Origin of the sequence: [Pantoea] beijingensis (genome assembly GCF_022647505.1) — a bacterium.
Classification (GTDB): Bacteria; Pseudomonadota; Gammaproteobacteria; order Enterobacterales; family Enterobacteriaceae; genus Erwinia; species Erwinia beijingensis.
In genome coordinates, this window is the sequence record NZ_CP071409.1 from 1,915,803 (window position 1) to 1,937,318 (window position 21,516).

Annotated in this window: 18 protein-coding genes, 1 pseudogene and 1 other annotated feature; of the genes and pseudogenes, 10 read left to right on the plus strand and 9 right to left on the minus strand. The window is 49.7% G+C overall.

What is annotated here, in order from left to right:
- Nucleotides 1–85: 85 nt before the first annotated feature.
- From J1C60_RS08610 to J1C60_RS08635, 6 genes and pseudogenes are all read right to left on the minus strand, one after another.
- Nucleotides 86–400, minus strand: coding sequence for a BON domain-containing protein (locus tag J1C60_RS08610; protein ID WP_128174647.1), 315 nt, complete (start codon nt 398–400; stop codon nt 86–88).
- A gap of 304 nt (nt 401–704) precedes the next feature.
- Nucleotides 705–1,511: a tryptophan synthase subunit alpha gene (gene trpA, locus J1C60_RS08615; RefSeq protein WP_128174646.1), complete on the minus strand. Its 807-nt coding sequence runs from the start codon at nt 1,509–1,511 to the stop codon at nt 705–707.
- Complete coding sequence (trpB, locus tag J1C60_RS08620) at nt 1,511–2,701, minus strand: tryptophan synthase subunit beta (protein ID WP_128174644.1); 1,191 nt, start codon at nt 2,699–2,701, stop codon at nt 1,511–1,513. The genes trpA and trpB overlap by 1 nt, the downstream gene beginning before the upstream one ends.
- Nucleotides 2,702–2,775: 74 nt before the next feature.
- Nucleotides 2,776–4,137: a bifunctional indole-3-glycerol-phosphate synthase TrpC/phosphoribosylanthranilate isomerase TrpF gene (gene trpCF / locus J1C60_RS08625; RefSeq protein ID WP_128174642.1), complete on the minus strand. Its 1,362-nt coding sequence runs from the start codon at nt 4,135–4,137 to the stop codon at nt 2,776–2,778.
- Between the two features lie 2 nt (nt 4,138–4,139).
- A pseudogene (trpD, locus tag J1C60_RS08630) lies at nt 4,140–5,732 on the minus strand (bifunctional anthranilate synthase glutamate amidotransferase component TrpG/anthranilate phosphoribosyltransferase TrpD).
- Nucleotides 5,732–7,294: an anthranilate synthase component 1 gene (locus J1C60_RS08635; protein ID WP_128174638.1), complete on the minus strand. Its 1,563-nt coding sequence runs from the start codon at nt 7,292–7,294 to the stop codon at nt 5,732–5,734. Before J1C60_RS08635 ends, trpD begins: the two are co-directional and overlap by 1 nt.
- A 23-nt stretch (nt 7,295–7,317) precedes the next feature.
- Nucleotides 7,318–7,417 (minus strand) — a sequence feature (Trp leader region).
- A gap of 155 nt (nt 7,418–7,572) precedes the next feature.
- On the opposite strand from J1C60_RS08635, the gene rnm reads away from it, so the two are divergent.
- The 3 genes from rnm (at nt 7,573) to rluB (ending at nt 10,125) form a co-directional block, all read left to right on the plus strand.
- On the plus strand, nt 7,573–8,445 hold the full coding sequence (gene rnm, locus J1C60_RS08640) for an RNase RNM (protein WP_128174636.1): 873 nt from the start codon (nt 7,573–7,575) through the stop codon (nt 8,443–8,445).
- 35 nt (nt 8,446–8,480) lie between these two features.
- The gene (locus tag J1C60_RS08645; protein ID WP_128174634.1) at nt 8,481–9,101 is read left to right on the plus strand and encodes an L-threonylcarbamoyladenylate synthase; all 621 of its coding nucleotides are present in this window, start codon (nt 8,481–8,483) and stop codon (nt 9,099–9,101) included.
- A 145-nt stretch (nt 9,102–9,246) separates the two neighbouring features.
- Nucleotides 9,247–10,125 (plus strand): 23S rRNA pseudouridine(2605) synthase RluB, encoded by an 879-nt coding sequence (rluB, locus tag J1C60_RS08650; RefSeq protein ID WP_128174632.1) that lies wholly within the window; start codon nt 9,247–9,249, stop codon nt 10,123–10,125.
- Nucleotides 10,126–10,305: 180 nt separating this feature from the next.
- Here the strand turns inward: rluB and cobO are convergent, their stop codons facing one another.
- Complete coding sequence (gene cobO, locus J1C60_RS08655; RefSeq protein ID WP_128174631.1) at nt 10,306–10,899, minus strand: cob(I)yrinic acid a,c-diamide adenosyltransferase; 594 nt, start codon at nt 10,897–10,899, stop codon at nt 10,306–10,308.
- Nucleotides 10,899–11,660, minus strand: a complete 762-nt coding sequence (locus tag J1C60_RS08660; RefSeq protein ID WP_128174629.1) for a YciK family oxidoreductase — start codon at nt 11,658–11,660, stop codon at nt 10,899–10,901. The genes cobO and J1C60_RS08660 overlap by 1 nt, the downstream gene beginning before the upstream one ends.
- A 239-nt stretch (nt 11,661–11,899) precedes the next feature.
- Here J1C60_RS08660 and sohB point away from each other — a divergent pair, with 239 nt between their 5' ends.
- Nucleotides 11,900–12,949: a protease SohB gene (gene sohB, locus J1C60_RS08665; protein ID WP_128174627.1), complete on the plus strand. Its 1,050-nt coding sequence runs from the start codon at nt 11,900–11,902 to the stop codon at nt 12,947–12,949.
- A gap of 29 nt (nt 12,950–12,978) precedes the next feature.
- Here sohB and J1C60_RS08670 read toward each other — a convergent pair whose 3' ends face one another.
- Entirely contained in the window at nt 12,979–13,230 is a 252-nt protein-coding gene (locus tag J1C60_RS08670) for a DUF2498 family protein (RefSeq protein WP_128174625.1), read from the minus strand.
- A 171-nt stretch (nt 13,231–13,401) separates the two neighbouring features.
- On the opposite strand from J1C60_RS08670, the gene J1C60_RS08675 reads away from it, so the two are divergent.
- The 6 genes from J1C60_RS08675 to acnA all read left to right on the plus strand — a co-directional run bounded on the left by J1C60_RS08675 (nt 13,402) and on the right by acnA (nt 21,508).
- Nucleotides 13,402–13,590 carry a hypothetical protein gene (locus J1C60_RS08675; protein ID WP_182611402.1) on the plus strand — a complete coding sequence of 63 codons (189 nt, stop codon included), beginning with the start codon at nt 13,402–13,404 and terminating at the stop codon, nt 13,588–13,590.
- Nucleotides 13,591–13,638: 48 nt separating this feature from the next.
- Nucleotides 13,639–16,236, plus strand: a complete 2,598-nt coding sequence (topA, locus tag J1C60_RS08680) for a type I DNA topoisomerase (protein ID WP_128174624.1) — start codon at nt 13,639–13,641, stop codon at nt 16,234–16,236.
- A 324-nt stretch (nt 16,237–16,560) separates the two neighbouring features.
- Nucleotides 16,561–17,535, plus strand: a complete 975-nt coding sequence (gene cysB, locus J1C60_RS08685) for an HTH-type transcriptional regulator CysB (RefSeq protein ID WP_128174622.1) — start codon at nt 16,561–16,563, stop codon at nt 17,533–17,535.
- 501 nt (nt 17,536–18,036) lie between these two features.
- The gene (locus J1C60_RS08690) at nt 18,037–18,189 is read left to right on the plus strand and encodes a YmiA family putative membrane protein (protein ID WP_128174621.1); all 153 of its coding nucleotides are present in this window, start codon (nt 18,037–18,039) and stop codon (nt 18,187–18,189) included.
- A 9-nt stretch (nt 18,190–18,198) separates the two neighbouring features.
- The gene (locus J1C60_RS08695; protein WP_154324896.1) at nt 18,199–18,366 is read left to right on the plus strand and encodes a hypothetical protein; all 168 of its coding nucleotides are present in this window, start codon (nt 18,199–18,201) and stop codon (nt 18,364–18,366) included.
- A 469-nt stretch (nt 18,367–18,835) separates the two neighbouring features.
- Complete coding sequence (acnA, locus tag J1C60_RS08700; RefSeq protein ID WP_128174619.1) at nt 18,836–21,508, plus strand: aconitate hydratase AcnA; 2,673 nt, start codon at nt 18,836–18,838, stop codon at nt 21,506–21,508.
- The last annotated feature ends 8 nt before the right edge of the window (nt 21,509–21,516 follow it).

Sequence of the window (21,516 nt, forward strand, 5' to 3'; positions counted from 1 at the left end):
TCGATCGACAGTGTAAGACTTTTTGCTGGGCGGCTGCGAGATAAAAACCGCCCGAATAAGGCGGTTTTTACATTATTGAAGTGTGCTATTTGATCTGCATATTATTGACGACGGATTTCACGCCTGCTACGCCGCGCGTCACCTCAACGGCACGATTTGCCATCTGCGGAGAGGAGACAAAACCGCTCAGTTGTACCCGACCTTTAAAGGTTTCTACGTTGATTTCGGTTGATTTTAATGATTCATCACGAAGTAACTGACCTTTTACTTTCGTGGTGACTACGGTGTCATCGATATATCCACCCGTACCTTCCTTTGTCGACGTCGGCGCACAGGCGCTTACTGACAAAGCAACGACCGCTGCTATAACCGTACCCGTTAAGACTTTAAATAACTTCATGTCTATCTCCCTGTCTTATCACAATGATATACCCTCTCTGCATCACCTGCGCCGTTCCTTTTGCGCGTCCGAAACACCCATAAGGTGCTTACCGGCATACGTTCCCTGCTTTAACGTCGGTCGCTTTGGGCTGCCATCTCCGTCAGTGGTGACGGAAACACTGTAATTGTGAAACAGAAGTGGAAAATGTACAAACGAGAGATGAAAAAAAACAGAAAGGAAATAGCACGTTACGCGGTAGGGCGATTGCCAGGCTATTCCAGCGAGTATCATACAGATTCCCCACCCGAATAGCCTGCAGTGATTAGCCGCGTGAAGCCGCTTTCAGGCTGCTGACAAAGTGATGAAGTTCGTTCAGCATTACCTCGGGTTGGCCATGGTGCATCTCGATAATTTTAACAATTGCCGAGCCTGAAATTGCGCCGGCAGCACCAGCCGTAACCGCCTCTTTCACCTGTGAAGGTTCCGAGATGCCAAACCCCTGCAAAGGAGGAGCTGCATGATATTCACGCAACTTTTCAATAAGGTGCTGTAACGGTAAATTAGCACGTTTTTCTGCCCCGGTTACGCCAGTGCGCGAGAGCAAGTAGGTATAACCGCGACCATGTGAGGCGATTTCCCGCAGAAGATCATCATTGGCGTTAGGGGGACAGATAAAAATTGGATCGATGTTATGGCGGAGCGCGGCCTGGCGAAAGGGGGCCGACTCTTCGATCGGAACATCGGCAACCAGTACGGAATCCACCCCAACCGCTGCACAGCGCGCATAAAAATCATCCACCCCTTTAGAGAACACCAGATTGGCGTACATTAACAGGCCGATGGGTATCGCAGGGTATTTCTGACGAATCGCTGCCAGCATCTCAAAACATTGTGACACTGTAACTCCTGCGGTAAAGGCGCGCAGGTTTGCATTCTGAATAGTTGGACCATCGGCTAGCGGATCAGAGAAAGGTACGCCAAGTTCTAATGCATCAGCACCGGCGGCTACCAGAGTATCGATGATTTTCAATGACAACTCAGGTGAGGGGTCGCCAAGGGTCACGAAAGGAACAAAAGCGCCTTCTTTTTTGGCATCAAGACGGGTAAACAGTTGCTGATAACGTCCCATTAGATTTCTCCCTTCGCTTTCAGAATATCATGAACGGTGAAAATATCTTTATCTCCACGTCCTGAGAGATTGACTACAAGCAGTTGTTCTTTCTCCGGATTCTCGCGGATCATTTTCAATGCGTATGCCAGCGCATGAGAAGACTCCAGAGCAGGGATAATCCCTTCAGAACGACACAGCGTTTTAAAGGCATCCAGTGCTTCGTCATCGGTAACTGAAACATATTCAGCCCGGCCAATGCTGTTAAGGTGCGCATGCTGGGGCCCGACAGAAGGAAAATCCAGGCCGGCCGAAATAGAGTAGGACTCTTCAATCTGCCCCTCGTCCGTCTGCATCATTGGTGATTTCATACCAAAGTAAATGCCGACACGACCATGTTTTAGCGGCGCGCCATGTTCACCGGTTTCAATACCGTGTCCGGCAGGTTCAACACCAATCAGGCCAACGCCAGCCTCATCGATAAAATCAGCGAACATGCCGATGGCATTCGAGCCGCCACCAACGCAGGCAAGAACCGCATCAGGTAAACGACCTTCTTTTTCCAGAATTTGTGCTTTAGTTTCCTCACCAATCATACGCTGAAATTCACGGACAATGGTGGGATAGGGATGTGGGCCAGCAGCGGTGCCGAGCATGTAATGGGCGTGCTCATAGCTGCCAGACCAGTCGCGTAACGCTTCATTACACGCATCTTTTAATGTGGAAGAGCCGCTGTGAACCGGGATCACTTCGGCTCCCATCAAACGCATACGGAATACATTGGGTGACTGGCGCTCAATGTCTTTTGCGCCCATGTAAACCCGACATTTCAGACCGAGCAGCGCGCTTGCCAGTGCAGAGGCTACGCCGTGCTGTCCTGCGCCGGTTTCCGCTATGATCTCTGTTTTACCCATACGTTTCGCCAGCAGGGCCTGACCTAATACCTGGTTGGTTTTGTGGGCACCACCGTGAAGCAGATCTTCACGCTTCAGATAAAGGCGGGTTTTACTGCCTTTTGTCAGATTCTGACACAGAGTTAATGCCGTAGGGCGGCCTGCATAATTTTTCAGCAGCCCGGTAAATTCGGCCTGAAACGCCGGATCGCGCTGAGCGCTAACAAAGGCTTCTTCCAGTTGATTAAGTGCTGGCATCAAAATTTGTGGTACATACATACCGCCAAATTCACCAAAATAGGGGTTCAGTAAAGTCATTTTGCGTCTCTTTTCTCTATTGGATTGGCGCGACCAATTCACAATGATGATGCGGGATCACCCGGCCCTGCTAATTAATACGCTTTTAGGGTTTGAAAAACCGCCGCGATTTTAGCGTTATCCTTGATGCCAGGCTGGCTTTCCACGCCCGAATTAAAATCCAGCCCCGCACAGCCCAACCGTGCTGCTTCAACACAGTTATCCGCGCTTAAACCGCCAGCCAGCAATACATTGCTGAGTTGTTGTCCAGCGAGCAGGGACCAATCAAAACGTTGTCCGCTACCGCCGTTACCGTTATCAAATACGTAGCGATCGACATGCTGCCAGTCGCGTGTTGGTAAGTTATCTTTCACGCTGAAGGCTTTCCAGATTTTGATCTCCGGAGGCAAGACGATGCGCAGCGCAGTAACATAGTCGCGATCTTCTTCGCCGTGAAGCTGCACGGCATGAAGTGCCAGCGAGGTTGCCGTAGCGACCACATCATCGATAGCGACATTACGGAAGACACCCACATACTTCAAGGGAGCCGCCGCCATAATCTGCTGTGCTTGCGCGCGCTCTACAAAACGCGGTGAACCTTCAGCGAAAATTAAGCCGCCGTATATTGCCCCGGCAGCGTGCGCGGAACGTGCATCTTCGCTTCGCGTGAGACCGCACACTTTATTGTCGCCCAAAATGACCCGGCGCACGGCAGCATGCAGATCGGGCTCAGCCATCAGCGCTGAGCCAATAAGGAAGCCATTGGCAAAGTGACTGAGTTCACGTACCTGCGTATAATTATTGATGCCGGACTCGCTGATTACCGTTACGCCGTGGGAAAGGCGAGGCGCCAACTGGCGGGTGCGATTCAGGTCAATCGACAAATCGCGTAAGTCGCGGTTATTAATGCCGACGACTTTGGCACCCAATGCGGTGGCACGTTCTAATTCCTCTTCGCTGATCACCTCGGTCAGCACTCCCATGTTCAGACTGTGCGCTACGGCGGCTAACTGACGGTACTGTTCGTCGCTCAGAACAGAAAGCATCAATAAAATCGCATCGCCTTGATAGTAACGAGCCAGGTAAATCTGATAAGGGTCGATGATGAAATCTTTGCATAATACCGGTTGGGTAATGGCGGCCGAGACGATGGGCAGAAAATCAAAGCTGCCCTGAAAATATTTCTCATCGGTTAATACCGAGACTGCAGATGCGTAGTGTTTATAAACGCCTGCGATAGTTTCCGGATCAAAATCTTTGCGGATCAGTCCCTTAGAGGGAGAGGCTTTTTTGCACTCCAGAATAAACACGGTACGCGCGCCTTGCAGTGCGTGATAAAAACTACGCGTAGCGGGTTTTACCTCATTCTGAAAAGAAGCCAGCGGCTGCTGTGCTTTGCGCTCTTCAATCCAGACTGCCTTATCCTGCACGATTTTATTGAGTACGGTTTCCTGCATGATTATCCTCTTGCTGCCAGTGCAACAACACGTTGATAGGCCTGCCCACTGCGAATGACTTCCAGCGCGTGTTGGGCGTTCTCACGAAGATCTTCGTGCCCAAAGACCTTTAACAACATTGCAACATTTATTGCTACGGCCTCTTCATGGGCGCGCTCGCCATTACCCTGAAGTAATCGGGTCAGAATGTCACGATTTTCTTCCGGCGTGCCGCCTGCCAGTGCTTCTTGCGGATGAAAACTCATACCGAAATCTTCCGGCGTCAACGGATAGCTGGTGATTTCACCGTCACGCAATTCTGCAACATGCGTCGTACTGTGTAGGGCAACTTCATCCATACCACCGCCGTGCACCACTGCTGCACGCTGATAACCCAATACACGCAGCGTTTGTGCGACTGGCAACACCAGTTCCGGACTGTATACACCAATCACTGCAAGTGGGGGACGCGCCGGATTAATCAATGGGCCCAGGACATTAAATAGGGTACGCGTTTTTAACTGCTGGCGAACCGGCATCGCATGGCGGAAACCGCTGTGATACTGCGGTGCAAACAGGAAACAGACGTTGAGATCATCCAGCGCCTCGCGAGCTTTTTCCGCGGGCATGTCCAGACTGATACCAAAAGCAGCCAGCAAATCAGATGACCCTGATTTACTGGAAACACTACGGTTACCATGTTTTGCCACTTTTAAGCCACAGGCTGCCGCAACAAAGGCGCTGGCAGTGGATATATTAATGCTATTACTGCCGTCACCGCCGGTACCGACGATATCGGCAAAAGCATAATCCGGTCTTGGGAATGGCTTCGCATCTGCCAGTAGCGCCGTTGCCGCACCTGCAATCTCTTCAGGTTGCTCACCGCGTACCTTCATGGCAATAAGGGCAGCAGCTAATTGCGTGGGTTCTAACTGGCCGCTAATAATGGCGGAAAATAGCGTCTGGCTCTCTTGCTGGCTGAGCGTTTGCGCCTGATAAAGTTTTTCCAAAATGGTTTGCATCATATTCTCCTGAGATTACGCCAGCGCCCAGCTGAGGGTTTGCTCAAGCAGACGCGCACCCTGAGAGGTGAGGATTGATTCGGGATGGAACTGAAATCCACATACGCGATCGGTATCATGGCGAACTGCCATCACCATGCCGTTGAAGGTAGCATTGACTGTTAATTCTTCTGGCGTATTGCTACCGACAAGCGAGTGATAACGGGCTACCGGCAGAGGATTACTGAGTCCGGCAAACATGGCTTGCCCGTCATGGTTTATTGATGAAGCTTTACCGTGCAGAATCTCACCTGCCTGGCCCACATGACCACCGTAGGCTTCCACAATTGCCTGATGGCCTAAGCAGATACCAATAATCGGTAACTGTCCTCGCAGGCGTTGTAACAACGCGGGCATACACCCCGCTTCTGATGGCGCACCCGGTCCAGGAGATAGCATTAACACCGGATTTTCCATCAGTTGTAGACGGGCAATCAGCGTATCGACAGGCACATTATTGCGGTAGATCACCACGTTATGACCAAAGGCACGTAATTGATCGACGAGGTTGTAAGTAAAAGAGTCGATATTGTCGAGAAGCAGGATATCGGCCATTAGAAAATCTCCGGGCAATGATGGGCAGTCGCGATGGCGCGTAATACTGCGCGTGCTTTATTGCGACTTTCGTCGGCTTCCGCCTGTGGATTAGAGTCGAGCACAACGCCCGCACCAGCCTGTACAGTGGCAATTCCGTCTTCAACGTATGCGGAGCGGATAACGATACAAGTATCAAGGTCGCCCTGAGCGGTGAAGTATCCAACAGCACCACCGTAACTGCCGCGTCGAGTACCTTCTGCATGGGCAATTAACTGCATAGCGCGGACTTTTGGCGCACCGCTTAGCGTTCCCATATTCATGCAGGCGCGATAGGCGTGTAGTACATCAAGATCGTGACGCAGCGTGCCGACCACCCGGGAAACCAGATGCATCACAAATGAATAGCGATCAACTTTTGTCAGATCGGCGACATAGCGGCTGCCCGGCTCGCAAATACGTGCCAGGTCATTGCGTGCCAGGTCGACAAGCATTAGGTGCTCAGCCATTTCTTTATGATCTGTACGCATTTCCAGCTCAATACGGCTATCCATATCGCGATCCAGTGAACCATCTGCATGGCGTCCGCGTGGCCGCGTACCGGCAATTGGATAGATTTCGATCTGGCGCTGCGTTGATTCGTATTTCAACGAACTTTCCGGTGAGGCGCCAAATAGGCTGAAATCCCGGTCCTGCATAAAAAACATATATGGGCTGGGATTACTGTTTTTCAGATTGTCGTATGCGGCCAGCGGCGACGGACAGGGCAACGAGAAGCGCCGAGAAGGGACCACCTGAAAAATTTCACCAATGCGGATTGCTTTCTGCATGTTACGGACGACGTCGCAATAAGCTTCATCACTTTGGCTGCAGCTCAGTGCCATTTTCTCGACGCGCTGTACCGGTAACGCTGGCGCAGGTTGTAGCATTTGAACATGCAACTGCTCAATGCGGCGTTGCAGACGCTGGAACTCAGCAGTAGAGGGCACAAAAAGACTGGCCTGCAAGCGTGATGTTTGAGTCTGGTGATCGATAACCAGTAATGTTTCCGCAAGGTAAAAGCAGTAATCCGGGCAGCGCTGATTACTTTCCAGTGCGGGCAGATCTTCGAACCCGGCAACCAGGTCATAGGCAAAAAGGCCGCCCAACAGCATTGCTTCACGCTCTTCTTCGGGCGTATTAATCAACTGTGGAAACAGACGCAGCGCATCAAACACCGACAGTGATTGTAAACGGGCATCTTCATCCTGCAGCAGCGTGATTTCAGGGAAAATTAGCTCGCGACCGTCTGGACGAACGTGGTTGATAACTTCGGCAGGCAGTACCTCATCAAGTAAGGGCAACAATGCACGACCATTTTCTGAGAGCGCCTGAATGGTCACTCTCTTTTCCTGCGCGGTAATGCGCAAGGCACTGTCGACGATTAGCAGACTTTTAAGATTACGTTTGCTGTCAATGTCCGCTGATTCGAGCAACAGCGTTGCCGGACGAGCTCCGCATAGCTGATGGAACACGGCGGCCGGATCTTCGCGATAAGGCGCGCTGCCGGTAATCAACTTCAATGTAGGTTTCGCGTTTGACATGATGTTTTCTCTAAATTTCGCTCAAAAAAAAGCCCGCTTGCGGCGGGCTCGGGTATCTGCACTTCTACACGGAATGTGCGCGATGACGTCGCCCTGTCAGGGAGAAGTGCGCCACCAACCATTCATAAATGTGTAGAGATTCATCATCATTTAATACCCTGTGCGTGAACTTGTGTACTAGTTAACTGGTTCGCAGGAAAAAAGTCAATACCCTTTTTCCCCTCAGGCGTAATTATCGCTATCATGCGCTACTCAATTCCTACAATATCGGAGTACTTTTGACAGCCGTTACGCCCCTCAATCATTTCACGATTTACGATCTCCACAGTCATACGCAAGCCTCAGACGGCCTGTTAACTCCGGAAGCGTTGGTATTGCGCGCGGTAGAGATGCGTGTAGGGGTGCTGGCAATTACCGACCACGATACGGTAGCCGGTATTCAATCTGCACGTGACGCGATTGCAAAGCATCAATTAGCACTGCAACTGATTAACGGCGTGGAAATTTCAACGTTGTGGGAAAATCATGAAATCCACATTGTTGGGCTCGGTATGGATATCCATAACCCGCAATTTGCTGATTTTCTTCAGGGGCAAAATGACAGTCGATTGATACGTGCGCAACTGATTGCTGAACGGCTGGCCAAGGCGCAGATCCCGGGTGCGTTGGAAGGCGCTATGGCATTGGCCGACGGCGGCGCTGTGACGCGCGGCCATTTTGCGCGTTATCTTATCGCCCAGGGGAAAGCGGATAATATGGCGCAGGTGTTTAAAAACTACCTTGCGCGGGGTAAAACCGGTTATGTCCCTCCCCAGTGGTGTACAATAGAACACGCTATTAATGCCATTCACCATTCTGGAGGCCGAGCGGTGCTGGCGCATCCTGGTCGTTATGGTTTGTCTGCTAAGTGGTTGAAACGGCTGATTGCTCATTTTGCCGAATGCGGCGGAGAAGCAATGGAAGTGGCGCAGTGTCAGCAGCCACCTCAGGAGCGCAGTCAACTGGCGCAGTATGCTCAGGAACATCATCTGGCGGCATCACAAGGATCGGATTTTCATCAGCCCTGTCCATGGATTGAGCTAGGGAAAAAATTGTGGCTGCCCGGCGGTGTTGAGGCCGTTTGGGCCCGTTATCCTGATATGGTTAGTTAAGATTTCGTCGCGCGATGCGGCGGCATGAGGTTTTTATGAGTCAATTTTTTTATATCCATCCGGAAAATCCGCAGCCGCGGCTGATTAAGCAGGCGGTAGAACACCTCGTGAAGGGGGATGTGATCGTTTATCCGACCGATTCTGGTTATGCATTAGGTTGCAAGCTGGAAGATAAAAATGCGATGGAACGTATTTGCCGTATTCGTCAACTGGATGGCAACCACAATTTTACTCTGATGTGTCGCGATCTCTCTGAGCTGTCGACTTACGCACATGTTGATAACACGGCATTCCGGTTGATTAAAAATAACACCCCGGGGAATTACACGTTTATTCTCAAGGCGACAAAAGAGGTACCGCGCCGTTTGATGAATGAGAAGCGCAAAACGATTGGGTTGCGTGTCCCGTCAAATCCGATTGCGCTGGCGTTACTGGAAGCATTGAATGAGCCAATGATGTCGACTTCGCTAATGTTGCCGGGTAATGATTTTACGGAGTCCGACCCGGAAGAGATCCAGGACTCAATTGGTAAACAGGTCGATTTAATTATTCACGGTGGTTTTTTGGGGCAGCAACCGACAACGGTGATCGATTTAACCGAAGATATCCCCGTGGTGGCCCGAGAAGGCGCTGGTGATGTGAAACCTTTCCTGTAAACCTGTGAGATGCGTGCTTTAACAATAAGGTTACAACGCGATCCTAATGCTGTATAATGGCACACATTAAACGAGCTAACTCCTTGTTTTTAAAAGATTTACACCCATTATTATGACGCCTGGGAAGGCGGCAACGAGGTGCTCTATGAGCGAAAAGTTACAAAAAGTACTCGCGCGAGCCGGTCACGGTTCACGTCGTGAAATCGAAACCATGATTTCCGCAGGTCGCGTTAGCGTTGATGGCAAGTTGGCCACGCTGGGCGATCGTATTGAACTCGATAAGTCGCTGAAAATTCGTATTGATGGCCATCTTGTTTCTATCAGTGAATCCGCAACCGAAGTTTGTCGTGTCCTGGCTTACTATAAGCCGGAAGGTGAACTCTGCACCCGTAATGATCCTGAAGGCCGCCCAACCGTATTCGATCGTTTGCCAAAACTGCGTGGCGCGCGCTGGATTGCTGTCGGGCGACTGGATGTGAACACCTGCGGACTTTTATTGTTTACTACCGATGGTGAGCTGGCAAATCGCCTGATGCATCCCAGCCAGGAAGTTGAGCGTGAATATGCGGTGCGTGTTTTTGGCCAGATTGATGAAGATAAGATTCGCCAACTGAGTCGTGGCGTGCAGTTAGAAGATGGCCCGGCGGCGTTTAAAACCATTAAATTCGCGGGCGGTGAGGGAATCAACCAGTGGTATAACGTAACCCTGACGGAAGGGCGTAACCGTGAAGTGCGCCGCCTCTGGGAAGCTGTTGGCGTGCAGGTAAGTCGCCTGATTCGCGTACGCTACGGTGACATTTCACTGCCGAAAGGCCTGCCGCGCGCGGGTTGGACAGAACTTGACCTGCAGCCTACTAACTACCTGCGTGAACTGGTAGGGCTGAAGCCTGAAACCGTGAGTAAGGTGCCGGTTGAAAAAGATCGTCGCCGTACTAAAGCGAATCAGATCCGCCGTGCGGTAAAACGTCATACTCAGGCAAGCGGTAATAATCGTCGTCCTGCAAAAAGTGCGAAGCGATCTTAATTAATATCCGGCTGGTACCGTGCCCCCGACGGATTTAGGGGCTGATTATTAAAGCCGTGGTAGGGTAATCATCCGGAGACGTATACCGTATCCGGATTTTTTTTGCTGGTATCTTTTTGCATCGCTGATGCACTGAATGACGGATAAACAACAGACCGTTTTATACGATGGGCATCTCCGTTACCAGTCAATGCCTCGCTGCGCCTGAATTCCATTATCAAACGCGTGTTTCACCGGGCGCATTTCAGTCACCGTATCTGCTAAGGCAAGCAGATCGCGATGACAGCCTCGACCGGTTATAATCACACTTTGGTGAGTAGGGCGCTGAGTTAATGCCTCGACCACTTCAGCTAATGGCAGGTAATCAAAACTTACCATGTAGGTCAGCTCATCAAGGATAACCAGGTCAAGCGCGGGATCCTGCAACATGCGCTTGCCGTGCTGCCAGACCTCGAGGCAGGCCAGGGTATCGCTTGCACGGTCTTGTGTGTCCCAGGTAAACCCCGTTGCCATCACCTGGAATTCGACGCCTGCAGGCTCAAGCAGATTGCGTTCACCGTTTGGCCATTCACCTTTAATAAACTGAATAACACCCACCTGCTTTTGGTGGCCAACCGCGCGCGTTGCAGTACCGAACGCGGCGGTCGTTTTACCTTTACCGTTGCCGGTAAATACCATCAGTATGCCGCGCTCTTCGGTTGCCGTAGCAACACGGGCATCAACGTGTTCTTTCAGGCGCTGTTGGCGCTGTTTATACCGTTCATCAATAGCCATTATTCGGCAGCCCCCGGTTTACGTCCAGGTTGTGCATCAAAACTGATACCGGTTTTACGACGGCTGTCGTCGCCCATAAGATAAAGATACAATGGCATAATGTCGGTGGGCGTTTTCAGCTTGTTGGCATCTTCATTGGGAAACGCGCTGGCTCGCATTTTCGTCCGGGTACCACCGGGATTAATGCAGTTCACCCGTAAATTGCGGCTGCGATACTCCTCAGCGAGTACCTGCATCATACCTTCAGTTGCAAACTTTGACGTTGCGTAAGCCCCCCATTCAGCTCGTCCTGTTCGTCCGACGCTGGAGCTGGTAAAAATCAGTGAACCAGCTTCGGATTTCAACAACAGTGGCAGTAAAGCCTGGGTCAGGAAAAATGTCGTGTTAACGTTGACTCGCATGACATGTTGCCAGACATCCGGCTCTATTTGCTCCATCGGCACAATGTCCCCCAACACGCCTGCATTATGCAGCACGCCATCCAGTCGCGGATAGTACTCTGCAATCCGGACAGCAAACTGGTGACAGTCATCGGGAGTCGCGCTATCTAAATCAAGGGGGAACGCGCGCGACTCCACTTTCCCCAGAGAATTAATTTCATTACTGACATGTTGTAATTTCTCAGCATTCCGGCCTGACAGCACCACTTGGGCGCCGTAGCGGGCGTAGGTCAGTGCGGCTTCGCGTCCAATCCCATCGCTGGCACCCGTAACCAGTATGATGCGATGGTCGAGCAGATCGCTTTTCGGTTGGTAGTGCACGACATTGTCCTCTGGCAATTAGCGAATGCAGAAATAGGGGGATCTTTCTGCAACTCGAATGGTTTAGGGGATCGCGGTACGATAAACCCGAATAAGGTGTGTTATGCCTGAAATTATCGGGCAGTTCAATGTTTCCGGGTCTCAATTCGGGCGATCTGCATGGTTATCTGGCGACGAAGCGCATCGACTCGGTTACACTAAGCGGGGATCCTAATGCTATGTTAAATAAGGCGGATTGAGTGGACTTACTTTTTTATTATGGCCTGTTCCTGGCTAAGGTCGTGACGGTAGTCGTCGCGGTTGCTGCGATTGGATTAATTATCGTCAATCTGGCGCAACGTAAACGTGGACAGAGTGGCCAGCTAAAAGTGACTGATATTGGTGAGCAATATCGCAATATGAAAGATGACATGATGCTGGCAACGATGAAGCATCACGATCAAAAGCTGTGGCATAAAGCGCAGAAGAAAAAAGAGAAAACGGAGACAAAGGTAGCAAAAGCACGCATCCGACAAGGGATCAAAAGTGAAAACGGAAAGTCGACGCTTTACGTGCTGGATTTTAAAGGCAGCATCGACGCTAGTGAAGTGGCTTCTTTGCGTGAAGAAATTTCGGCAGTAATGGCGGTGGCGAAAACCAATGATGAAGTGTTGCTGCGTCTGGAAAGCCCGGGCGGCGTGGTGCATGGCTATGGGTTGGCCGCTTCACAGCTTCAGCGCCTGCGAAGCAAAGGTATCCGCCTCACCGTTGCCGTTGATAAAGTGGCGGCCAGCGGGGGATATATGATGGCGTGTGTTGCCGATCGTATTGTGGCTGCGCCGTTCTCAATTATCGGCTCTATCGGTGTTGTCGCACAAATCCCTAATTTTAATCGCTTACTGAAACGTAATGAGATTGATGTCGAATTGCATACGGCCGGAGAGTATAAGCGGACACTAACGCTCTTTGGTGAAAACACGGAGCAGGGACGCGAGAAGTTCCGCGAAGATTTGAATGAAACTCATCAGTTGTTTAAACAATTCGTCCATGAAATGCGTCCGTCACTGAATATTGATGCGGTCGCTACCGGCGAACACTGGTTTGGTACCCAAGCCCTGGATAAGGGGTTGATCGACCATATTGGCACCAGTGATGATCTGATTATTGCTGAAATGAGCAACCATGAGGTGATCGGCGTGCGTTATGCACGTCGCAAGCGCATGATGGATCGCTTCACATCCAGTGCCGCAGCCAGCACTGAACGCCTGCTACTGAAATTATGGCAGCGTGGCGAAAAGCCATATCTGTAAGTGCAGTGAAACGCCCGCTTCGCCGGGCGTTATTTTTGCAGGTAGTAGCGCGGAGATAATTCCTGGGCTAGAAATTTAAACATGTTAAACACAAGCGTGCTTTTCGCGGTTGGCAACCCCTGTTCATCAAGAAAGTAATCGCCACGAAAAATGAGCACATTCCCGTTTTGCTCAACATCATTAGCCTGTAGTCCGTCAAAATAATCTTTATGTTCGACAATCATTGCATTGGCTTTTTCCAGTAAGGCCTGGCGTTGAATTGCTTCGGCTGCCACATACATATTTTTTTCTCCTTTTTACAAACTGAAATTTCCTTCTATATTACTTGCCAGCAAACTGAATACGCAAACTGTCGTCGCCTTTTTTGATTTGGCACAAACAAACAACATGCCGGAACAGAAATGGAGAGGTATTGCTAATTAAGTTGCGTAACAGATTTTATCAGGTACAGTGTGGGCGTTTCTGGTTTCGAGCGTAAAAAAGGGTTTACGATTGAGACGGTAAGCGCGAAGAAAATGCTAAAAGTTTTCGCAAATCAGCAGGTTGGCGCTAAGCTTTATAAGGTAATTGCAGGTGCGGCAGCCCGTGTTGCAAAAAAACAAGTCCGCCGTAATATTATCATCGCGCCGCTGGCAACATGAAAAACGCCACCACTTACATTCGAAAGTTATCATTAGGTAAAGGTAATTATGGGCAAAGCTCTCGTAATAGTTGAGTCCCCGGCAAAGGCCAAAACAATCAATAAATATCTCGGTAATGACTACGTGGTTAAGTCCAGCGTCGGTCATATACGCGATTTGCCGACCAGTGGTTCAACAGTTAAAAAGAGCGCTGACTCTACAACCAGTAAACCGGCCAAAAAGGTTAAAAAAGACGAAAAAACCGCGCTGGTTAATCGCATGGGTGTCGATCCCTGGCACGGTTGGGATGCTGATTATCAGATTCTTCCCGGAAAAGAAAAAGTTGTTGCTGAGCTGAAATCGCTGGCGCAGAACGCAGAACATATTTATCTCGCAACCGACCTTGACCGCGAGGGGGAGGCCATTGCGTGGCACCTGCGGGAAGTGATCGGGGGTGATGAGTCACGTTACAGTCGCGTAGTGTTTAATGAAATCACCAAAAACGCGATTCAACAGGCTTTTGAAAAACCCGGCGAGCTAAATATCGATCGGGTTAACGCTCAGCAGGCCCGGCGTTTTATGGACCGTGTAGTGGGATATATGGTTTCCCCGCTATTATGGAAAAAGGTGGCTCGCGGGCTGTCAGCCGGACGCGTTCAGTCTGTTGCCGTCCGCCTGGTTGTTGAGCGTGAGCGCGAAATTAAAGCATTTGTTCCTGAGGAGTACTGGGAATTAAATGCAGATTTGACGACGCCAAAAGGCAGCGAACTGCCGATGCAAGTGACGCATCAGGGCGATAAACCGTTCCGTCCGGTTAATGGTGAACAGACCCATGCGGCGGTGGCCCTGCTCGAGAAAGCACGCTATGCCGTGACCGATCGTGAAGATAAGCCAACCAGCAGTAAACCGGGCGCGCCTTTTATTACCTCCACGCTGCAACAGGCTGCCAGCACGCGCCTGGGCTATGGCGTGAAAAAAACGATGATGATGGCACAGCGCTTGTATGAAGCTGGCCATATCACGTATATGCGTACGGACTCCACCAATCTGAGCCAGGATGCGGTGAGTATGGTGCGCGGTTATATTGAAAGTAGCTTTGGCGATAAATATTTGCCAAAGGCCGCGAATGTTTACACCAGTAAAGACAACTCACAGGAAGCGCACGAGGCGATACGCCCTTCAGATGTCAACGTGCAGGCAGAACAGCTCAAAGATATGGAAGCTGATGCGCAAAAACTGTACCAGCTAATTTGGCGCCAGTTTGTCGCCTGTCAAATGATGCCGGCACAGTACGACTCCACAACGTTGACGGTATCGGCAGGTGATTTCAAGCTAAAAGCGAAAGGTCGTACCCTGCGTTTCGACGGCTGGACGAAAGTGATGCCGGCGTTGCGTAAAGGGGATGAGGATCGTACCTTGCCACCGATTAATGTTGGTGAAGAGCTTAATCTCCAGCAGTTGGTGCCAAGCCAGCACTTCACCAAGCCACCCGCTCGTTTTAGCGAAGCTTCACTGGTTCGTGAGCTGGAAAAGCGAGGTATTGGTCGTCCTTCTACCTATGCATCAATTATTTCAACCATTCAGGACCGCGGTTATGTGCGTGTAGAAAGCCGCCGCTTTTACGCGGAAAAAATGGGTGAAATCGTCACCGATCGACTGGAAGAAAATTTCCGCGAGTTGATGAATTATGATTTTACCGCGCACATGGAAAGCAGCCTCGATCAGGTAGCAAATAACGAGACGCAGTGGAAAGGCGTTCTGGATAAATTCTTTGGCGAGTTCAGCCAACAGCTTGAGCAGGCTGAAAAAGATCCTGAAGATGGTGGAATGCAGCCAAATCAGATGGTGCTGACTTCAATCGATTGCCCAACGTGCGGGCGCAAAATGGGTATCCGAACGGCCAGTACCGGTGTTTTTCTCGGCTGCTCTGGTTACGCTTTACCCCCCAAAGAGCGCTGCAAGCAAACCATCAACCTGATTCCTGAGAATGAAGTGCTGAACATTCTGGAAGGTGATGATGCGGAAACGAATGCGCTTCGTGCGCGGCGCCGCTGCCAGAAATGCGGGACAGCAATGGACAGCTACCTGATTGATAATCAGCGCAAGTTGCATGTATGTGGTAACAACCCTACCTGCGATGGTTATGAAATAGAACAGGGCGAGTTCCGCATTAAAGGGTATGATGGCCCGATCGTTGAGTGTGAAAAATGTGGTTCTGAAATGCATCTCAGGATGGGACGTTTTGGTAAATACATGGCTTGTACTAACGACGAGTGTAAAAATACGCGGAAAATCCTGCGCAATGGTGACGTCGCCCCGCCAAAAGAAGATCCGGTTCCGTTACCTGAACTGCCCTGTGAAAAATCGGATGCGTATTTTGTATTGCGTGATGGGGCGGCTGGTGTGTTCCTGGCGGCAAACACCTTCCCTAAATCCCGTGAAACTCGCGCACCGCTAGTGGAAGAGTTGAAACGCTTCAAGGATCGCTTGCCAGAAAAGCTACGTTATCTTGCTGATGCACCCGAGGCCGATGAGGAAGGAAATAAAGCTGTAGTCCGCTTTAGTCGCAAAACCAAGCAGCAGTATGTTAGTGCTGAGAAAGAGGGTAAAGCGACCGGATGGTCGGCCTTCTTTATTGAGGGTGAATGGAAAGTGACGAAGAAATAGTCATTATCGGGCCAGCATCAGGCTGGCCCGTTTTCTTATCGGTTTAACATTTTTCACGATATTTCTCTCCCTCATAAGCAACACTGATCTGAAAGTAGACAGTCTGTCTATATATCCAAAAGCTATACTTATTATATAAAAATGATATAGTTGTTATAAATAATATTGGATTAACAATCCTGTAGCATCGGGGTGCGCAGAAGTTTGCATCACGTACTGCGACGGGTAGCGGCTCTCCGATCCCGCTGCGCGAAGGTGTAGTTTTCTTTCCGACGTGGACAGTTCTTCGGCGTGTTGCTTCAAACCTCTGAACGGAACGAAAATATGAAATTGCAGCAGCTGCGTTATATCGTTGAAGTGGTTAACCATAATCTGAACGTCTCTTCAACCGCGGAAGGGCTCTATACCTCTCAACCGGGCATCAGTAAGCAGGTCAGGATGCTGGAGGATGAACTCGGTATTCAAATTTTTGCACGTAGTGGAAAACACCTTACGCAGGTTACGCCTGCGGGAGAGGAAATTATTCGCATTGCGCGTGAAGTGCTATCCAAAGTTGATGCCATTAAATCCGTGGCAGGTGAGCATACCTGGCCCGATAAAGGGTCTTTGTACGTCGCCACGACCCATACCCAGGCACGCTATGCACTACCTGGCGTCATTAAAGGTTTCATTGAACGTTACCCGCGGGTGTCGTTGCATATGCATCAGGGATCACCGACGCAAATTGCAGAAGCTGTTTCCAAAGGTAATGCTGACTTCGCTATCGCTACCGAAGCGCTTCATTTGTATGACGATTTGATCATGCTGCCGTGCTATCACTGGAATCGCGCCATTGTGGTTACGGCCGATCATCCTTTGGCAGGGAAAACAAAAGTTTCCATTGAAGAGCTGGCTGATTTTCCTCTGGTTACGTATACCTTTGGCTTCACGGGGCGCTCGGAGTTGGACACGGCTTTTAATCGCGCCGGTTTAACGCCAAGGATCGTTTTCACCGCCACTGACGCTGATGTGATTAAAACCTATGTGCGTTTAGGGCTTGGTGTCGGGGTTATCGCCAGCATGGCGGTTGATCCCGTTTCCGATCCGGATTTGGTGCGTATCGAGGCTACCGATATCTTTACCTATAGCACCACCAAGATAGGTTTTCGCCGCAGCACTTTCCTGAGAAGTTATATGTATGATTTTATTCAACGATTTGCGCCACATTTAACTCGTGACGTGGTGGATGCTGCGGTTGCGTTACGTTCGAATGAAGATATTGAAGCTATGTTCAAAGATATCAAATTACCTGCAAGATAAAACGTGTGTACGCCAGTGATTCTCCCGGGCCGCTTATGCGGCTCTTTTCATTGTGATTGACGATAAAACCCCTATTCTGTTTAAGGGCGTTTATTATTTTTCAGTAAATGAAACGTGCATCACATGTTTCCTTATCGTTATTCATTAAATGAGAAACGGTACACATTTTTAAACGGACGTCTTTGCAGCATGCCAAAAGTATTCCCATAATCAAGCTGTACAAAGCGGCAAATCACAGCAGGGATAAGGGAAAGAGGGCGATAATAGTCTTGTTTTTTGTGGTGCTAATTTGGTGCTGTTATCTGATAATTTGAGTTAATGTTTAATTAATATTTAATATGCAAGTTTACGTTTAATGATAAATCTTCACGCTACACATAAATTAAGTTTTACCGTTTCGCCAAACAAATAACTGGATTTTTAGCGATAAAGTGATTAGGATTATTCTCATATTCCAATTCACGTTAACGACTACGTAATGAGAGTGGTTATCACAAAGCTATGATTACAAGATTAAGTATCCAGTCCGTTGTTGAAACAGAAACAACCAAAACCAGGCGCATTGTTAGCACTCGCCGTAAGGCATGGCTCGCGGCATTTGCTATCTCAGGACTGTTTTGGGTTGTCGTTGCACTCATCATTTGGCATTTGTGAGGTTAACTCATGTCGGAACAGGTAATGATCGCTAAGCAAAAAAATGTGTGTGAAATGCAACCGTGCTGTTATCCGCAAAGCCCGGTTACCGATGAAACTATCATTCCTGCGTCGTGGGAGCTTAGCGAACCGCAGCGGAATTTTATTGAATCGATGGTAGAAAATAAAAATCAGTAATAATCACCTCATTTTCAATTTGCGCTAAGCCGATTCCGCAACGCAATATCATCAATGACTTAATCAGTATCCGTTATCCCAGTTAAGACAACATCAAATGTTGTTACCCTTTTCCAATCTTAAATAAACTAATCAATTCGAGGTGATTTGATTAGTGGTATAACGCCACGGCCATAAGGTCTGAGCGAGGTAATAATGAATCTTATTAAAATTTCATGGCTGAGCACTTTCCTCTTTTCTTTTATTGTCTGGGCAAGTGCGGCATGGATAATAATGCAGTAAAAATGCATCTATATTAATAAAGCGCCTTGGTTAAGTTTTTATCCGGGGCGCTTTTGTTTTAAAAGAATGTTAGAACTCTTGTCATTTTGTGTTGCAATCAAAACGTTACCTCTAATTTGTACTATCTTTAATGCTGACCTTGTATTTACTCAGGTTATTGTTAAAAGCAGAATAAAAAGGAGGAGCTATGTCGTCTACCCTACGCCAAATCAGCCAGCATACGTTGGAAGTGGAAGGGCGGTATTACCGCTATTACAGCCTGCCCCGCGCTGCCCAGCAGCTTGGTGATATTGCCCGCTTACCTAAATCGATGAAAGTATTGTTGGAAAACCTTCTGCGCTGGCAGGACGAAAGTTCGGTGACGACAGAGGATATTCATGCACTGGCTGGCTGGCTGGAAAATGCCCATGCCGACAGAGAAATTGCCTACCGTCCGGCGCGCGTGTTAATGCAGGATTTTACCGGCGTACCCGCAGTTGTTGACCTTGCCGCAATGCGCGAAGCCGTTAAGCGGCTGGGCGGCGATGTGAATAAAGTTAATCCACTTTCCCCCGTCGATTTGGTCATCGATCATTCGGTTACTGTCGATCATTTCGGTGATGATGATGCTTTTGAAGAAAATGTTCGCCTGGAAATGGAGCGTAATCATGAGCGTTATGTTTTCCTGCGTTGGGGGCAAAAAGCATTTAACCAGTTTCGTGTTGTCCCGCCTGGAACGGGTATTTGTCACCAGGTGAACCTGGAATACCTTGGCCAGTCTATATGGCATGAAGTACAGGATGGCCATGAAGTTGCCTATCCGGATACTTTGGTGGGTACTGATTCTCATACCACAATGATTAATGCACTTGGCGTACTGGGGTGGGGGGTCGGCGGTATTGAGGCGGAAGCGGCGATGCTCGGCCAGCCAGTATCAATGCTCATCCCTGACGTGGTAGGTTTCAAACTTTCCGGCAAACTGCGCCCCGGGATCACTGCAACAGATTTAGTTTTGACCGTGACGCAAATGCTGCGTAAACACGGTGTTGTCGGTAAATTTGTCGAATTCTATGGGGATGGACTTAGCGATCTTCCGCTGGCCGATCGGGCAACTATTGCCAATATGGCACCCGAATATGGTGCAACGTGCGGTTTTTTCCCGGTTGATGATATCACCCTTGGCTATATGAAGCTGACAGGCCGTAGCACTGAGCAGGTCGCCCTCGTAGAGGCCTATACCAAAGCGCAGGGAATGTGGCGGAATCCTGGCGATGAGCCCGTGTTTACCAGCTCGCTGGCGCTTGATATGAGCACGGTTGAGGCCAGCCTTGCCGGGCCAAAACGGCCACAGGACCGGGTATCATTGGGCGACGTGCCGCGTGCGTTCCAGCAAAGTAATCAACTCGAGGTCAATCAGGCACAGAAACCTCATAAAGCGATTAATTACAGCGATAAGGGACAACAGCATCAATTAACGGATGGTGCGGTAGTGATCGCGGCAATTACGTCCTGTACCAATACATCAAATCCCAGTGTATTAATGGCCGCGGGCTTACTGGCCAAAAAAGCGGTATTGCTGGGGCTGACGCGAAAACCCTGGGTTAAAGCCTCGCTTGCGCCCGGTTCAAAAGTGGTTTCTGACTATCTCGCCGTAGCGCGACTGACGCCATATCTGGATAAACTTGGCTTTAATCTGGTGGGTTACGGTTGTACAACCTGTATTGGTAACTCCGGCCCGTTGCCAGCCGCGATTGAAGGCGCGATTAAAGAGGGTGACTTAACCGTAGGTGCGGTGCTTTCCGGGAACCGCAACTTTGAAGGGCGCATTCACCCTTATGTGAAAACCAATTGGTTGGCTTCTCCACCACTGGTGGTTGCTTATGCGCTAGCAGGGAATATGAATATTAACCTGCAAACTGAGCCGCTGGGTGAAGATAAAACCGGTAAGCCAGTCTATCTCCAGGATATCTGGCCTACGCCGGAAGAGATTGCAGAGGCGGTTCAGCAGGTTTCTACCGATATGTTCCGTAAGGAATATGCTGAAGTCTTCGAAGGTACGCCGGAATGGCAGCAGATTAAAGTGAGTGAGGCAGCGACTTACGATTGGGATGACGGTTCAACTTATATTCGCCTTTCACCGTTTTTCGACGATATGGGTAAAACGCCCAAACCTGTAGAAGATATTAAAGGCGCTCGGGTGTTGGCAATGCTGGGTGACTCGGTCACGACCGACCATATTTCTCCTGCCGGCAATATCAAAGCAGAGAGCCCCGCGGGGCGCTATTTGCTGGGGCACGGTGTTGAACGCGGCGAGTTTAACTCATACGGCTCAAGACGCGGCAATCATGAAGTGATGATGCGTGGTACTTTCGCCAACATTCGTATTCGTAACGAAATGGTTCCGGGCATTGAGGGTGGCGTAACGCGTTATATCCCGGGCAATAAGCAGCTTGATATTTATGATGCGGCTATGCAATACCAGCAGGATGGGGTGCCACTGGCTGTTATCGCAGGCAAAGAGTACGGCTCTGGGTCAAGTCGGGACTGGGCTGCTAAAGGCCCTCGCTTACTGGGCGTTCGGGTAGTCATTGCTGAATCATTTGAACGTATTCATCGTTCAAATTTGATCGGTATGGGGATCCTGCCACTGGAGTTTCCACAGGGCGTTACGCGTAAGACACTCGGCCTGAGCGGAGATGAACAAATTGATGTGGAAAATTTGATGCAGTTGAAGGCAGGGGGCACGGTTAAAGTTACACTAACGTATGCCGATGGTCGCCGGGAAACACTGGATACCCGCTGCCGTATCGATACAGGTAACGAACTTACCTATTATCGTAATGATGGCATCTTACATTACGTCATCCGCAATATGTTATGACCGATCGA